Origin of the sequence: Stappia sediminis (assembly GCF_009826895.1) — a bacterium.
Classification (GTDB): Bacteria; Pseudomonadota; Alphaproteobacteria; order Rhizobiales; family Stappiaceae; genus Hongsoonwoonella; species Hongsoonwoonella sediminis.
This window is the reverse complement of sequence record NZ_WUMV01000006.1, coordinates 165,931-181,211: the sequence shown is the minus strand read 5'-3', so window position 1 is coordinate 181,211 and position 15,281 is coordinate 165,931. Positions and strand designations below refer to the sequence as shown.

At 60.9% G+C, this 15,281-nt stretch carries 12 protein-coding genes; 10 read left to right on the top strand and 2 right to left on the bottom strand.

Annotated features, from left to right (window positions below; all coding sequences use genetic code 11):
• Positions 1-24 precede the first annotated feature (24 nt).
• A complete protein-coding gene (locus GR183_RS13090) occupies positions 25-1,509 on the top strand; it encodes an NAD-dependent succinate-semialdehyde dehydrogenase (RefSeq protein WP_160776093.1) in 1,485 nt (494 codons plus the stop codon).
• A gap of 83 nt (positions 1,510-1,592) precedes the next feature.
• Positions 1,593-2,006 carry a potassium channel family protein gene (locus GR183_RS13085; RefSeq protein WP_160776092.1) on the top strand — a complete coding sequence of 138 codons (414 nt, stop codon included), beginning with the start codon at positions 1,593-1,595 and terminating at the stop codon, positions 2,004-2,006.
• Positions 2,007-2,009: 3 nt separating this feature from the next.
• On the opposite strand, the gene GR183_RS13080 is transcribed toward GR183_RS13085, so the two are convergent.
• Positions 2,010-2,642: a DUF2585 domain-containing protein gene (locus GR183_RS13080; RefSeq protein ID WP_160776324.1), complete on the bottom strand. Its 633-nt coding sequence runs from the start codon at positions 2,640-2,642 to the stop codon at positions 2,010-2,012.
• Positions 2,643-2,802: 160 nt separating this feature from the next.
• Between GR183_RS13080 and GR183_RS13075 the strand changes: the two genes are divergently transcribed.
• The 5 genes from GR183_RS13075 to GR183_RS13055 all read left to right on the top strand — a co-directional run bounded on the left by GR183_RS13075 (position 2,803) and on the right by GR183_RS13055 (position 8,783).
• Positions 2,803-4,431 carry a peptide chain release factor 3 gene (locus GR183_RS13075; protein WP_160776091.1) on the top strand — a complete coding sequence of 543 codons (1,629 nt, stop codon included), beginning with the start codon at positions 2,803-2,805 and terminating at the stop codon, positions 4,429-4,431.
• 243 nt (positions 4,432-4,674) lie between these two features.
• Complete coding sequence (locus GR183_RS13070) at positions 4,675-5,223, top strand: NUDIX hydrolase (RefSeq protein ID WP_244313731.1); 549 nt, start codon at positions 4,675-4,677, stop codon at positions 5,221-5,223.
• A gap of 103 nt (positions 5,224-5,326) precedes the next feature.
• Positions 5,327-6,826, top strand: coding sequence for an inorganic phosphate transporter (locus GR183_RS13065; RefSeq protein WP_160776090.1), 1,500 nt, complete (start codon positions 5,327-5,329; stop codon positions 6,824-6,826).
• Between the two features lie 62 nt (positions 6,827-6,888).
• Positions 6,889-8,232: a DUF2157 domain-containing protein gene (locus GR183_RS13060; protein WP_160776089.1), complete on the top strand. Its 1,344-nt coding sequence runs from the start codon at positions 6,889-6,891 to the stop codon at positions 8,230-8,232.
• The gene (locus GR183_RS13055) at positions 8,229-8,783 is read left to right on the top strand and encodes a GDYXXLXY domain-containing protein (RefSeq protein WP_160776088.1); all 555 of its coding nucleotides are present in this window, start codon (positions 8,229-8,231) and stop codon (positions 8,781-8,783) included. Before GR183_RS13060 ends, GR183_RS13055 begins: the two co-directional genes overlap by 4 nt.
• A gap of 56 nt (positions 8,784-8,839) precedes the next feature.
• Here GR183_RS13055 and GR183_RS13050 read toward each other — a convergent pair whose 3' ends face one another.
• Positions 8,840-10,654, bottom strand: coding sequence for an ABC-F family ATP-binding cassette domain-containing protein (locus GR183_RS13050; RefSeq protein WP_160776087.1), 1,815 nt, complete (start codon positions 10,652-10,654; stop codon positions 8,840-8,842).
• A gap of 187 nt (positions 10,655-10,841) precedes the next feature.
• Between GR183_RS13050 and GR183_RS13045 the strand changes: the two genes are divergently transcribed.
• The 3 genes from GR183_RS13045 to GR183_RS13035 all read left to right on the top strand — a co-directional run bounded on the left by GR183_RS13045 (position 10,842) and on the right by GR183_RS13035 (position 15,058).
• Positions 10,842-11,336 carry a GNAT family N-acetyltransferase gene (locus GR183_RS13045; protein ID WP_160776086.1) on the top strand — a complete coding sequence of 165 codons (495 nt, stop codon included), beginning with the start codon at positions 10,842-10,844 and terminating at the stop codon, positions 11,334-11,336.
• Between the two features lie 309 nt (positions 11,337-11,645).
• Positions 11,646-13,082, top strand: coding sequence for an HlyD family secretion protein (locus GR183_RS13040; protein WP_160776085.1), 1,437 nt, complete (start codon positions 11,646-11,648; stop codon positions 13,080-13,082).
• Positions 13,079-15,058: a glycosyltransferase gene (locus GR183_RS13035; protein ID WP_160776084.1), complete on the top strand. Its 1,980-nt coding sequence runs from the start codon at positions 13,079-13,081 to the stop codon at positions 15,056-15,058. Before GR183_RS13040 ends, GR183_RS13035 begins: the two co-directional genes overlap by 4 nt.
• Positions 15,059-15,281: the final 223 nt, after the last annotated feature.

The following is a 15,281-nucleotide window of genomic DNA, read 5'->3' as shown; positions in this document are numbered from 1 at the left end:
CGGCGCGCCGGGGAGAAAGCAAAGATGTCGATTTCCAGCGAACTTCTCGCCCGCCTGAAAGATCCCGAGTTGCTGACCGCCAAGGGCTATATCGGGGGGAAATGGGTGTCGGAGGCGGCCTCCGGCAAGACCTTTGAGGTGACCGACCCGGCGACCGGCGCCGTGCTGGCCGAATTGCCTGACCTGGGCGTCGAAGAGACGACGCGGGCGATCGATGCCGCCTATGAAACGCAGAAGGAGTGGGCGGCGAAAACCGCGAAGGAACGTTCCGTGGCCATGCGCAAGTGGAACGACCTGCTGCTTGCCAATGCGGATGACCTCGCGCTGATCCTGACGGCGGAAATGGGCAAGCCGCTTGCCGAGGCGAAGGGCGAAATCGCCTATGGTGCCTCCTTCATCGAATGGTTCGCCGAAGAAGCCAAGCGCGTTTACGGCGACACCATCCCCGGCCACCAGGCGGACAAGCGGATCGTCGTTCTGAAGCAGCCGGTCGGCGTCGTCGGCGCGATCACGCCGTGGAATTTCCCGAACGCGATGATCACCCGCAAGGTCGCGCCGGCCATTGCGGTTGGCTGCACAGTGATTTCCAAGCCGGCCGAGCAGACCCCGCTTTCGGCCATCGCGATTGCGGTCCTGGCGGAACGTGCCGGCATTCCGGGAGGGGTGTTCAATGTCATCATCGGTACGGACGGGCCGGCGATCGGCAAGGAGCTTTGCGGCAACGACAAGGTGCGCAAGATCACCTTCACCGGTTCCACCGAGGTCGGCCGCATCCTGATGCGCCAGAGCGCGGATCAGATCAAGAAGGTCTCGCTTGAGCTTGGCGGCAATGCGCCGTTCATCGTATTCGACGATGCGGATGTGGATGCCGCCGTCGAAGGGGCGATGATCTCCAAATACCGCAATGCGGGCCAGACCTGCGTTTGCGCGAACAGGCTCTATGTCCAGGCCGGCGTTTATGACGAGTTCGCCGAAAAGCTCGCGAAGAAGGTCTCCGAGAGCCTGAAGGTCGGCAGCGGCTTTGAGGATGGCGTGACGACGGGGCCGCTCATCGACGAGCAGGGCCTTGAGAAGGTGAAGGATCACATCGAGGATGCGCTGTCGAAAGGTGCAAGGGTCGTCACAGGCGGAAAGCCGGACGAGCGTGGCGGTACCTTCTTCCAGCCGACGGTGCTGACCCAGGTGACCAGTGAAATGAAGGTCGCGCGCGAAGAGACTTTCGGCCCCGTTGCGCCGCTTTTCCGCTTCGAGACGGTGGATGAAGTGATAGCCCAGGCCAATGACACCGAATTCGGCCTCGCCTCCTACTTCTACGCCCGTGACTTGTCGCGGGTCTGGAAGGTGGCGGAAGCGCTTGAATACGGCATGGTCGGCGTGAACACCGGGCTTATCTCAACGGAAGTTGCGCCGTTTGGTGGCGTCAAACAATCCGGACTTGGCCGTGAAGGGTCGAAATACGGCGTCGACGACTTCCTTGAAATCAAATACATGTGCCTCGGCGGTATATGATCTTTCGAAATCTCGGTTAGAAAGAAAGGGCGATGTTCCAAAGCGGCGGAACATCGCCCTTATTTCTTCGTCGGGAGCGCTCGATGGTCAACATTGCGGGCTTTATAGCCGGAATGATCCTTGCTACGACATTCATCCACGCCGGTTTCATGTTCGCCGGCCTCTCCTTCGTTCATCGTCATACGCGCAACCGACCCAAAAAACTGCGCGGCACACTGATCGTGGCCCTGTTCGTTTTCCTCATGTTCGTCGCAAGCGTTCTGGAGGCCCTGATCTGGGCGCTGGTTTACGCGGGGCAGGGGGCGATCCAGGGTCTTGCGACGGCGCTCTACTTCTCGATGGTAACGTTCACTACTCTCGGCTATGGCGACATCGTTCTGGAAGACGACTGGCGGCTCGTCGCATCGTTTCAGGCGTCGGTCGGCCTCATCATGTTCGGCTGGACGACGGCGCTTGTCGTCAACGTCGTGGATGAAGTCTTCGGCGGCGATTCATAAGCCTCAGACGGCGGTCTGCCACGCCTTGATCGTTTCGACGGGCCAGATGAGCATGATCACGTTAAGGGTCAGATTGTCCCTGATGAGGACCGCCGTCAGCACCTCGAAAAAAAGCGCGATTGCAACCGTCAGCCAGACCGGCAGTCGCCAGGCAAGCGCGAAGCCGACGATCATCCAGACAATATCGAAAATGGAATTCAGCACGCTGTCGCCGGTATACCCCAGAGCAATCGTCGCCTCCCTGTAGCGGTCGATGATCATCGGGCTGTTTTCGACGATTTCCCATGAAGCCTCGACAATGATCGACAGGATCAGACGCCAGCCAACGGCCATTTTCGGCAAAATCAGCCAGGCGAACCAATAGAACAGAAAGCCGTGAATGATATGGGAGGGAGTGTACCAGTCGGCGATATGCTGGGAATTGTCCGAAGAGGTTACATCGTTGGTCCATAGCTTTACTTCGCCGCAAGTGCAGATCGGCACGCGGCCCATGGCAAGCAGGACGGCGGCGGTCAGGGCAAGCAGGGCGAGCACCGCCAGCACGACGGTCAGTAAACGGTTCGTCTCGGCGGGCTGGCTCAACTTCAAGGGAATCCCGGCTTTGGAACGTGGCAAGTGGGTCGACGTTAGGTCAATTGGCGGCTGCGTCAAATAGGCGGGGCTGGCATTTTTCGCCGCTCTCCACTATGACGGCGCCCAACGAAGCGCCATATGTGGCAGCAAAGTTCCCTGCGCGGGACGTATTCTCATTCGAATTCCGTCCGGCGTTGCCTTTTTCAATGTCTCAGGAGGCATCATGAGCGTCATCGACGCCGAACCAGTGGCGAAAGCGAGCGCGATTCCGTATGAGAACCGGCGCACCTTCGCCATCATCTCGCATCCGGACGCCGGTAAGACGACGCTTACGGAAAAGCTGCTGCTTTCCGGCGGCGCTATCCGCGCGGCGGGGCAGGTGCGCGCGCGCGGCGAACGGCGCAGGGCACGCTCCGACTGGATGAAGATCGAGCAGGAACGCGGCATTTCCGTTTCGTCCTCGGTCATGACGTTCGAACGCGACGGCATCGTCTTCAACCTGCTCGACACACCCGGCCACGAAGACTTCTCCGAAGATACCTACCGCACGCTGACGGCGGTGGATGCCGCGATCATGGTCATCGACGCGGCAAAGGGCATCGAGGCCCAGACCCGCAAGCTCTTCGAAGTCTGCCGCTTGCGCGATATCCCGATTATCACCTTCGTCAACAAGATCGACCGTGAGGGGCGTCATCCGCTGGAAGCGCTTGACGAAATACAGGAGGCGCTGGCACTCGACGTCACGCCGATGACGTGGCCCGTCGGCATGGGGTCCGATTTCTTTGGCGTTTATGACTGGAAGAACAAGCTTTTCCGCACTTCGAGCGGCGATCGCGGGGGTCCGTTCGATACCGTAAAACCGGTCACCGGCCTGGATGACGAACAACTGACGGGCGTGGTCTTCGACCGGGTCATGGAAGAATTGACCGAGAACGTGGAACTCGGCTCGGAAGCCTATCCGGAATTCGATCGCGAGGCCTTCCTCGAGGGCCACATGACGCCCGTTTTCTTTGGTTCCGCCCTGCGCGATTACGGGATCGACGAGGTCATATCCTTTATCGCCAGGCACGGGCCTTCGCCGCATTCGCAGCCCGCTACGGGACGGCGGATTTTGCCCGGTGAGGACAAGGTTTCCGGCTTCGTCTTCAAGGTGCAGGCGAATATGGATCCCAAGCACCGGGACCGGATCGCTTTCGTCAGGCTTTGCTCGGGCACCTTCAAGCGCGGCATGAAGCTGAAGCATGTTCGCGCCAGCAAGCAGATCGCGGTTACCGCGCCGATATTCTTCTTCGCCGAGGAGCGGGAAATCGCGGAAACGGCCTATCCCGGGGACGTTATCGGCATTCCCAACCACGGCCAGCTTCGCGTCGGCGATACGCTTACGGAAGGTGAGGACATTCACGTCACGGGTCTTCCCGCGTTTGCGCCGGAAGTTCTGCGCCGCGTGCGCCTGTCAGACACCATGCGCGTCAAGCAGATGCGTCAGGGCCTTGAGGATCTGGCCGAGGAGGGCCTCGTGCAGATCTTCAAGCCTGCGATCGGATCGAACTGGATCGTCGGCGTCGTCGGCGTGCTTCAGCTCGATGTCGTGGTGGAGCGGCTGCGTCAGGAATATTCGACGGAAATCGGCTTCGACGCGGTTCAGTACAACACCGCGCGCTGGGTCGAGGCGGACGATGATCTGGTGCTCAAGAAATTCCTGGAAGCCAACCGCGTGAATGTGGCGAACGACCGCGACGACAAGCCCGTGTTCCTGTTCAAAAGTGCTTGGGAAGTGAATTACATCAGCGAAAAGAATCCTGATATTCGCTTTCGCGAGACCCGTGAAATCGTTCACACCGACGAAATGTGACGTTACGGACGAATTGAATCCGAACGCGAGCCGACGCCGCGAAGTTGTTGATCTGCGGGCATATTCGGGTGCCCGTAGATTGATTCCGTAGCGTAATATTTGTTGAGAATCTCACAAAGGCGTAATTTGTGCGCGTTCCATTGAAAATTATCAAACAGGCCCATATAAGTGCAATGAGTGCGCTATTGGTGATTCGCCGCAGAGCGCAACGAATATGAGACCTGAACTGGAGACTGACGGAAATTGACGATTTTCGACCCCAATCTGAAGCGGCAGGCGGCCGGTGAACTCGGGAGGCCGGTTGGCTTTGCTCCCGATGTTCAGGCGCTTGCCTTGCGGCTGATTGAAAGAATTCGTCTATTCCTCGGTGGCAAACCGCCGGCCATCCAGACTGCGGCCCTTCCCTGGCGCCTCAGGCCGGACGGCACAGTTGAAGTGCTGCTGGCGACCAGCCGTGATACCGGTCGTTGGGTCCTGCCGAAAGGCTGGCCCCAAAAGGGCAGGACGCTCGGCGAATCCGCGTCCCGGGAAGCCTACGAAGAGGTGGGCGTTCGCGGCCGTTTGACGCCAAGGGAATTCGGCCACTACAGCTATCTGAAATGGCTTGAATCGGGGCTTAATCGGCGCGTGCGCGTTTCCGTATTTCCGCTTGAGGTCAGTGAAGAATGCGATGTATGGCCGGAGCAGGGCCAACGCGAGATCCACTGGACTACATGCGAAATCGCGGCAGGCCGTGTCGATGAGCCGGAACTCGCGGCTCTCTTGCGGAAATTTCCAGGCGAAGTGACGTAAAACCGTCAGTTTTCCGATTGATGTTACGGCATCGCGGCCACTCACCAAAAAGCTTGTCGGCAAGCTCCACAACAAACATTTCGCATTCATGGTAACAGGCGACATGCCGATTTCCGACCAGGCGTCCGTCAAGGCCACTCTCGACAAGGATCTGGACAAGCTGACAAGCGTCGAGGAAGCGACCTCGCTGCTGGCGAAAACGCTTGTCGGGCCCGGTCTCGCGCTGCTTTTCCTCGGGTTCTCGGCGGCCCTTTCGGGGCTTTTCTTCGTCGATCAACCGGACTGGCTGCTTGTGGCGGCGGCCTCCGCAATCGGCGGCTACATGGCGATCAACATAGGCGCCAACGACATCGCGAACAATGTCGGCCCGGCCGTGGGCGCACGCGCGATGACCATGATGAGCGCACTCGTCCTTGCCGCGATTGCGGAAAGCGCGGGCGCCCTGATCGCCGGCGGCAGCGTTGTCGAAACGGTCGCCGGCGGCATCGTCGATCCGATGATCATGACGGACCATCGCACCTTCGCACTGGCAATGATGGCGGCGCTTCTTTCCTCCGCGCTCTGGATCAATTTCGCGACTTGGGTCGGCGCGCCGATTTCCACCACGCATTCCGTCGTCGGCGGCGTTCTCGGGGCCGGCGTTTCCGCCGCCGGTCTTTCGGTCGTCAATTGGCCCGGGGTGACGGCGATCGCGGCAAGCTGGGTGGCGTCTCCATTCCTCGGTGCATTGATTGCCGTCCTGTTCCTGGCGTTCATCAAGGAAAACATCATCTACAGGGACGACAAACTGGCGGCCGCGCGTCGCTGGGTGCCTGTATTGATCGCCGTGATGGCGGGCGCATTCGCTTTCTATCTCATGTTGAAGGGAGTGCATCACGGGTTCGGGCTCGAATTTCCCATGATGTTCGCCGTCAGTTTCGCCGTTGCGGTCGCTGTGTTCCTGCTGGCGCGGCCCTATGTCGCCTCAAGGCTTCAGGGCCTCGACAATTCGAACCGGTCGTTGCGTCAGGTTTTCCATCTGCCGCTGATCCTTTCAGCGGTGCTTCTTTCGTTCGCCCATGGCGCAAATGACGTCGCGAATGCCGTCGGACCGCTCGCGGCGATCGTTCGATCCGTGGAGGGCGATTTCCTCTCGATCGTCGTGCCGATTCCCATCTGGGTGATGGTGATCGGGGCCTTCGGCATTTCCTTCGGCTTGCTGTTCTTCGGCCCGAAACTGGTCAGGATGGTGGGTGGCGAGATCACCAAGCTCAATCCCATGCGCGCTTTTTGCGTCGCGCTTTCCGCCGCGATCACTGTCATTATCGCGTCGTGGTTCGGGCTTCCGGTGAGTTCCACCCACATCGTCGTCGGTGCGGTTTTCGGCGTCGGCCTGTTTCGCGAATGGTACAACGGCCGCAGGAGGTTGCGGGCCGTATCTGAATCGCCATCTCATTCGGATGTCAGGTCAGATTTCGGCGACAAGTCGGTGATCGAGGCGAAACGGCGCAAGCTTGTCCGCCGTGCCCATCTCACGACGATCCTGGCGGCCTGGGTGGTCACGGTGCCTGTCTCCGCGCTGCTTGCCGGCGTGCTGTACCGGCTTTTTGCGGCGTTCGGTTAAGATTGAAAAATCCCCGGCCTTGCTCCTTCATGGTATGAATTGGCGCAAGGGAGATGCATGTCTTGATCCTCGATGCCAACTACCGCCGCCGGCTCGACAACGACCTGAAGGACTGGGTCGCAAAAGGCTATCTGGACGAGGGCGCGGCTGGCAGAATTCGCGCCGATGTGGCCTCGCGGGCGCAAGGACGCAGCCGTCTTCCCGCCGTTTTCGCGATCATAGGCGTGATCTGCCTTGCGCTTGCCGTCGCTGCATTCGTCGCGGCAAACTGGACGTTTATCCCCCGTGTCGCAAAGCTTGCCGGAATTGCTGTCGCGATCGCTGGAGCGAACTTTCTTGCCGCATATGCAGCTGCCAGAGGGCGCGAGGTGATCGCGGATCTTGCGACCTTGTTCGCGGTGCTGGTCTTCATCTCGGGGCTCGCGCTTGTGGGTCAGATCTACCATTTGCCGCAGGACTGGCCGGCGGGCGCGATGCTCGCCACGCTCGGCGCATTTGCCGCCGCATGGCTGGCACAATCGCGCGCCGCCCTTGTCGTGGCGGCAATTTCGGCGATTTCCTGGGTCTTCGCCCGCGGCGATCCGGTTGCCTTGAATGCGACGGAAACCGGCGTCGCGTTGCTTTTGGTCGCCGCGATGATTGCGCATGTGGTCCGTCATCCGTCCCGGCTTGGCCGTTGGGCTGTCCTGGCGCTCGTTTTCGCCGTCTTCCTGCGTGTTCTGATGGAAGCGGGAGGCATGCACTCCGAATTCGAAAACGCGATAATTTTCGCGTTTTCGGTCTTTTCCGCCGCGCTTTCGGTCTGGGGTCTTGCGCTGCTGCGGCATTCAGAAAGCAGGCTACCTGAAGCCGCTGAAAAGGATGGTGTTTTCCTCTTCGCAAGGTCCGCCCTCGATGCTGGTGCGGTGGTGCTGATCGGCCTTGTCGTTCTCTCGCTGATCCTTGCGATGTCGGATGTGGGAAGCGGGCTTCCGGCAGGCGCGGTGCTCGGGTTCTGGCCGGTTCCCATCATGATATTGCTGGCGGCGGCCGGGTTTATCCCCGCTTTGGCCCGCTCTGCCGACCGGTTCGAGACGCTGGCGGCCGGCGCCGCCGTAAGCGTGGCTGTTCTCGCCGTTTTCGCGGGCGCGATCGCGCCGGATACGGTCGTGCTTGTCGCGGCACTTTCCCTTGCGGCTACTGTCGGGGTGAGCGCGGCGGGCGCTGTGGCCGGGTTCGGAACATGGACCGTCTTCGGTCATATCGGCACGGCGGCGGTGGTGCTTTGGCTCTTGAACGAGACGATTGGCTCGCTGATCGGCCAGTCGCTGTTCTTCCTGATTGCCGGTATCCTGCTGATTGCCGTTGCGGCTTTAAGCGCCTGGCACATCCGCAGGCGTAGCACCGGGACGGAGGGCGCGGCATGAGCAGACCGGGCGACCGCAAGGCTTATCTCAAATGGGGTCTCGTCGCGCTCATCCAGCTCGGCCTCGTTGCGACACCTCTTGCCGAGCGCATCCGCGTTCACATGACCGGCGAGGAGGTGGTCCTCGCCATGCGGCCCGTCGACCCGCGCGATCTTCTGCGCGGCGACTATGTGATCGTGAGCCTTGAAATCGAGCGCGTTCCGGCGGATTTGCTGGTGCCCGGCCAAGAGCTTGCGCGTGGTGACACCGTCTATGTTTCGCTGGAGCGGGACGGGGAGGGGACGGCCCGCGCCGTTGCCATTTCGAAGGAGCGCCCGCAGGACGATGCGCTCGCGATCCGAGGCCGGGTAAGCGCCAGCCCGCGCGGCGAGGAAATATCCATCGCGTACGATCTCGACGCTTTTTATATCCAGGAGGGTAAAGGAGAAATCCTTGAAAATACCGACCGGGAGAAAATGAGGCTCGTCGTAGCGCTGACCGAGGCGGGGATATCCGCTCCCTTGCGGATCACGCTGGATGGCGAAACTATCGTCAAGGAAAGTGCGTTCTGAGGATCGACTGAGCGAATTCTTGTCGGTCAGGCGATTCCGCCTGACCGGAAAGCGCTCTAGCTCTCCTCCTTCAGCATCTCCAGTTCCAGCCACTGCTCTTCGGCGGCGTCGAGTTCGCCCTGAAGCTTTGTGATCTCGTCGCTGAGCCTTGCGAATTTTTGCGGCTCCCGGCTGTAGAGGTCCGGATCGTCCATCCGGGACTGGAGGCTGGAGAGCTTTTTCTCAAGACCGGCAATCGTTTCCGGCAGGGTCTTGAGAAGGTGCGCCTGCGTAAATGTCAGCTTCGACTTCGAAGGCGCTTTCGCCGCCGGGGCGGGTTTCTGCTTCTTGGCTGCGTCATCCGACTTACGCTGCGTCTTTTCGATGCGCTTCGCCGTCACGCCTTCGCCGCGCTGGGCGACCATGTCGGAATAGCCGCCGGCATATTCGCGCCAGATGCCGCCATCTTCCGAGACGACCACGGAGGTCGCGACCCGATCCAGAAAATCGCGGTCATGGCTGACGAGAAGCACGGTGCCGGCGTAATCGGCCAGAAGCTCCTGAAGGAGATCGAGCGTTTCAAGGTCGAGATCGTTGGTCGGCTCGTCCAGCACGAGAAGGTTTGATGGTCGGGCGAGCGCCCTTGCGAGCATCAGCCGGCCACGCTCGCCGCCGGAAAGCACGCCGACGGGCGTGCGCGCCTGCTCGGGCTGAAACAGGAAGTCCTTCATGTAACTCATGACATGTTTGGTCTCGTTGCCGAGTACCACCGTATCGCCGCGCCCGCCGGTCAGAACCTCCATGAGCGTATCTTCGGATTTCAGGTGCTCGCGCTTCTGGTCGAGCGTCACCATCTCGAGGTTCGCACCGAGGCGCACGGAGCCGCTGTCAGGGTCAAGATCGCCCGTCAGCAGGCGAATGAGCGTCGTCTTGCCGGCACCGTTGCGGCCGACAAACCCGACGCGATCACCCCGGTTGATGCGGGTCGAGAATTCCTTCACGACCGGATCCGCACCGTAGGACTTCGATATCGATTTCGCCTCGATAACGAGCTTGCCGGAAACCTCGGCCTCCGTCGCGCTCATCGTGACGGAGCCTTGCGGGCCGCGATAGCTTCGCGCCTTGTCGCGCAAGTCGGCAAGCTCCCGCACGCGGCGCATGTTGCGCTTGCGCCGCGCCGTCACGCCGTAGGTCATCCAGTGCTCTTCACGGCGGATTTTCTGGGCAAGGCGCGCCTGCTCGCGCTCCTCCTCCGCATAGACGTCGTCGCGCCATTCCTCGAAATGCCTGAAGCCCTTGTCGAGCCGCCGCGAGACGCCACGATCCATCCAGACGGTGGCGCGCGACAGATTTTCCAGGAAACGGCGGTCGTGCGAGATCAGAACGACGGCGGATTTGAGCGAGGCTAGCTCGCCTTCCAGCCACTCGATCGCCGGCAGGTCGAGATGGTTCGTCGGCTCATCCAGAAGGAGAATGTCGGGTTCGGGCGCAAGCGTGCGGGCAAGGGCGGCGCGGCGCGCCTCACCGCCGGACAGGCTGGACGGGTCGGCATCGCCGGACAAGCCCAGAACCTCCAGCAGATAATCGGCGCGATAGGCGTCATCGCCCGGCGCCAGCCCCTCGCGCACATAATCGAGAACGGTATCGAAGCCGGTCAGAACCGGTTCCTGCGGCAGGTAGCGCACGGTGCGGCCCGGCTGCAGGAAACGCTCTCCCGCGTCGGGCTCGATAAGGCCGGCGGCGATCTTCAAAAGCGTCGACTTGCCGGAACCGTTGCGCCCGACGAGCGCAATGCGGTCTCCCTCCATCACCTGAAGTTCGGCGGAGGTGAGAAGCGGCGTGCCGCCGAAGGTGAGCGCGATGTCGCGGATATGCAGTAGGGGCGGGGCCATTGACCGTATCTGATTGGAAACTCGAAAGCCAAGGCGGCATCGTCTAGCACATTTGCGAGGCTGGAGGGGAGTCGAAGCTTCTATGCCGGGAAGTTGTTTAAGCTACGCTGGATGATAGTTGAGCCGCCGGCATTCCCTGGCGATGGTCGGTTTCACGCACAGACCAAAGAAAACGGGATTTCTTTCCATGATATTACGCCCTGCCACGATGACGGATGTTCCGATGCTGCGCTATTGGGACACCAAGGCGCATGTGCGCGAAGGATTGGGCGCCAACCACGACGGGAACTGGGAAGCGGAACTCCAAAACGACGCCGACTGGGGCGAGTGCATGATCGCGGAGGAAAAGGGGCGACCCGTCGGCTTTATCCGGATCATCGACCCGGCACGCGAGGAAACGCACTATTGGGGCGACGTGGAAGCGGACTTGCGCGCCGTCGACATATGGATCGGCGAGGAGGCCGACCTCGGCCGTGGGCTCGGCGGAATTATGATGCGGCTCGCTTTGGAGAAGTGTTTCGCCGATCCACACGTGAAGGCGGTGCTGCTGGACCCGACCGTTGCGAATATACGCGCCCACCGCTTCTATGAACGCCTCGGCTTCCGTTTCATCGAACGAAAACGCCTCGGCAATGACGACTGCCGCGTCTACAGGCTGGAACGGGATGGTTTTGCTGGGTAGGGGCTGCGGTTTTTTGTTTTTCACCCTCACCCTGACCCTCTCCCTTCGAGGGAGAGGGAACGCAATTGGCAACGTCCGGTCGGATTTTGAAGTTCCTGCATTTCTGGCAGCATGTTTGAATATTCATACAATTTTTACTTAAAAACAACTTGATATAATTTTGAGAAAGAAGAATTCTATAATATTTCCTTTACAGTATATATAAGCAATCTTAACTTTGATTATTAAAGGCGATTTCATTCAATTCGGATACACCTGCGTCAACAAAGGGGGCGAAGTCAATCCTTGGATTGATCGCAGGGTGGTTCTATGGCTGCAAGAAAGCTGAGAATTCAGCCGGTAAGAACGGCTGCAAACGATAGTCGCGAAAGAAGGCCGCAGAATCCTGCCGGCCTCGACCAGCGCAATGTGAAGGAACTGGTGCAGCTCGCCCTTGAGGAGTGCGAGCAGCTTGCCCGGCCCTTGCCCGGCAAACCGCGCGACGTCCCTGAAACGAAAACCGCCGAGCCCGCTCCGGACCTTCGCAAGCCGGAGCCCGCCAAAAAGCCACGCAGGATCTGGAGCAGGCTCATCAAGAGCGCGCTCGGCATCGCGCTTGTGATCCTGGCCGGCTGGGGACCGGCGATGCGCCTCTTCCAGGTATCCAGCACGCAGGCGCTGGTGAATGCGCGTCTCGTCACGATCCGCGCACCCATCGAGGGCGTGGTCGACTTCAAGGCGGATCTGAACGACCTGAACGGCGTTTTCGCGAAGGAAACGGTTCTTGCCACGATTTCAGATCCGCACGCCGACCGCCGGCGGCTGATCGACTTCGGCCGGGAAATCGACACGGCAAGGATCGAGCGCGACGCGCTGGCCGCCTCGAAGGAACCGCTCCTGCACGCGCAGGCGACCTTTCGCCGCCAGGTGGAAGATTTCCGACAGGGCCGGATCGCGGAGCTTCAGGCCCGGCTCGATGAAGCCGATGCGGAAATCGCCACCATCGAAGCCGAGATCGACCGCGCCAGGGCGCATCTGGAGCGGCGAAACACCCTTTTCGAACGCTCGGTCGTGGCAAAGGCGGAAACGGAGGACGCCACCGCGGCCCTCAAGGTGCATGAGGGCAGGAAGGCGCAAGCCGCGGCGCGGCGAAACCAGATCGGCGTCGAGATCGAGGCGCTGCGCAAGGGCGTCTTCATCGGCGACAACTACAACGACCGCCCGCAGTCCATGCAGGAACTCGACGACATCACGATCAGGATCGCCGACCTTGAGGTCGCGATCGAGGCGAAGAGCCGGCGCATAGAAGCTCTTGAGCGTGCGCGCAAGAACGAACAGGCGAACTATCGCCGGGCATCCTTCGCATCCGTCGCAGCCCCCATCGGCGGGCGGATCTGGGAGCCGCTGGTCGCGGACGGGGAGCAGGTGGTGCGCGGGCAGGACATCGCCCGGCTGCTCGATTGCAGCCAGGCGGTGGTGACGACGGCGGTGAACGAGCAGGTCTACAACAAGCTCTCGCTCGGCGATGCCGCGACCTTCATCCTGCGCGAGGGGGGGCGGAAATATCCGGCGAGGATCGTCCAGTTGAGCGGCGTCGCCTCCGCGCCGGCGAACCTTGCGATTCTTCCTTCCGCGCTTGAGAAGGAACCCTACCGCGCCACGGTGAGCGTTACGGGGCTTGGCGGCGGCGAGAGTTGCATGGTCGGCAAGACGGGCCGCGTCATCTTCGAAAGCGGTAAAAGCGCCGGGGTGAAGGGCGGAAAATGAACCCCCTTTTGACCGCGATACAGGACGGCATCGGGCCGGGGCTTGTCGTCTTCGGCTGCTGCCTGCTGATATTGCCCTGGATGCGCCCGGAAGGACGCTGGCGGTGGCTTGCCGTCTACGCGATCATCTTCCTGACGCTCAGATACCTCCACTGGCGGGTAACCGAGACGCTGCCGTCATCCGCCGACACGGAGGATTTCGTTTTCGCGGTCGGCTTTCTGGCTATCGAGGGATTGGCGTCCATCGGCTCGATCCTGACGCTGATCACCCTTTCCAGGGTCAAGGACCGCACCCCCTTCGTGGATGCAGCGCTTGCCGAAGGCCGGAGCGATGCGGTGGGCGGACGCGAACGCGCGCCTCTCGTCGACGTTTTCATCTGCACCTTCAACGAGGAACGGGAAATCCTTGAACGCACCATCGCCGGCGCGCTCGGCATGGACCATGAAAACTTCAGGGTCTGGGTGCTGGACGACGGGCGGCGAGAATGGCTGGCCGATCTTTGCCGCGACCTCGGCTGCCTCTATCTCACGCGCACCGACAACGCGCACGCCAAGGCAGGCAATATCAACCATGCGCTGGCGCGTGTGGCGAACCTGCCGGAGCCACCGGAATTCGTATCGATCCTGGATGCCGATTTCGTGCCGACGCGCGCGTTCCTGAAACGCTGCCTCACGCTCTTTCGCGACGGGCAAGTCGGCATCGTGCAGACGCCGCAGCACTTCATCAACCCCGATCCGATCCAGTCGAACCTGGGTGCCGCCGACGTGTGGCCGGACGAGCAGCGCTTCTTCTTCGACGTGCTGATGCCCTCCAAGGATGCATGGGGCACGGCGTTTTGCTGCGGCACGTCTTCCGTCATCCGCTGGCAGGCGCTGGAGGCGGCTGGCGGCTTTCCGGTCACCTCAATCACCGAGGACTACCTGCTGACGCTCCGCCTGAAGCAGCATGGCTACCAGACCGCCTATCTGAACGAGCGGCTGTCGCTCGGCCTCGCGCCGGAGGGGCTCAACGAATACGTTACACAGCGAAGCCGCTGGTGCCTGGGCTTCATGCAAATCCTCGCCAGCCGCGACGGGCCTTTGAACCCCGCCAGCGGACTGGGGGTCGTAGACAGGCTGGCTCTCGTCGAGAGCTTTCTCTACTGGGCCGGCACCTATCTCTTCCGTTTCGCCAGCCTTGTCGTTCCGATCGCCTATTTCCTGTTCGACCTGAAGGCGATCGACGTCTCCCTCTCGGACGGGATCTCGTATTTCGTGCCCTATTTCGTCGGCCATGTCGGCGTGATCGGCTGGCTTTCGGGCACGCGCATCCTGCCGATCCTGACCGATGTCGCCCAGCTTCTTACGATGCGGGAAGTCCTCCTTTCGGTGGCGCTCGGCATCGTCAAGCCGAAGGGGCACAAGTTCGCGGTGACGGCCAAGGGCGGGGACCGGAGCAAGACGGTCGTCCAGTGGCGATTGATCCGCTTCTTCGGCGTGATGCTGGCCGCGACGCTCGCCTCCATCGGCTATTCCTTCTATGCCGATCCCAACGGCCCGCTGCAAAGTTCCAGCGTCGTGGCGCTGTTCTGGAGCTGGTACAACATTACCGTTCTCCTGATCGCCATCGCCTGCTGCGTGGAGCGCCCGAGGATGCGCAAGAGCGAAAGGATGCGGGCAAGGGGAACCGTCGAACTCCTCTTCGGCGACCGGGCGGCGGATTTCCAGATGCTCGATATCTCGATATCCGGCATCCGGTTTGCCGGGAACTGCGGCGCCGCCGTCGGCAGCACGGTCAACTTCCGCATCAACGGCCAGGATATGTCCGGACGGATCGTGCGGAACGGCAAACGCGAATTCGCCTTGGAGATCGACCACACCTTCGCCTCCAAGCTGGCGATGGTGCGCGAAGTCTATTCCGGACAGTTCGAAACGCGCATCGAACGGGTACGATCTTTCGCCGTCAGCAAACGCGTGTTCGCGCGCCTCTTCGGCTGAACGCACATGAATGCAGCCAGGCTGCCGCCTTCGCCTTCCCGAACGGTTGGCTTGTAATCCGCACTACGACAGGGACCGATCAAGCGATCGGAAATCGCTCAAGTATCAATATCTTGAGCATATCCCTGTCGCCAAATCCAATGCTGGTTTGGCAGGATGTATCCTAAGGTTATTGTTAAAAACATCATTAATAATCTTATTTTAACTTAATTCACCACAATAA

Excerpts from the sequence above, each read along its gene's own strand:
- GR183_RS13090 (WP_160776093.1), top strand. The coding sequence starts at position 25 with ATGTCGATTTCCAGCGAACTTCTCGCCCGCCTGAAAGATCCCGAGTTG.
- GR183_RS13085 (WP_160776092.1), top strand. The coding sequence starts at position 1,593 with ATGGTCAACATTGCGGGCTTTATAGCCGGAATGATCCTTGCTACGACA.
- GR183_RS13075 (WP_160776091.1), top strand. The coding sequence starts at position 2,803 with ATGAGCGTCATCGACGCCGAACCAGTGGCGAAAGCGAGCGCGATTCCG.
- GR183_RS13065 (WP_160776090.1), top strand. The coding sequence starts at position 5,327 with ATGCCGATTTCCGACCAGGCGTCCGTCAAGGCCACTCTCGACAAGGAT.
- GR183_RS13055 (WP_160776088.1), top strand. The coding sequence starts at position 8,229 with ATGAGCAGACCGGGCGACCGCAAGGCTTATCTCAAATGGGGTCTCGTC.
- GR183_RS13050 (WP_160776087.1), bottom strand. The coding sequence starts at position 10,654 with ATGGCCCCGCCCCTACTGCATATCCGCGACATCGCGCTCACCTTCGGC.
- GR183_RS13045 (WP_160776086.1), top strand. The coding sequence starts at position 10,842 with ATGATATTACGCCCTGCCACGATGACGGATGTTCCGATGCTGCGCTAT.
- GR183_RS13040 (WP_160776085.1), top strand. The coding sequence starts at position 11,646 with ATGGCTGCAAGAAAGCTGAGAATTCAGCCGGTAAGAACGGCTGCAAAC.
- GR183_RS13035 (WP_160776084.1), top strand. The coding sequence starts at position 13,079 with ATGAACCCCCTTTTGACCGCGATACAGGACGGCATCGGGCCGGGGCTT.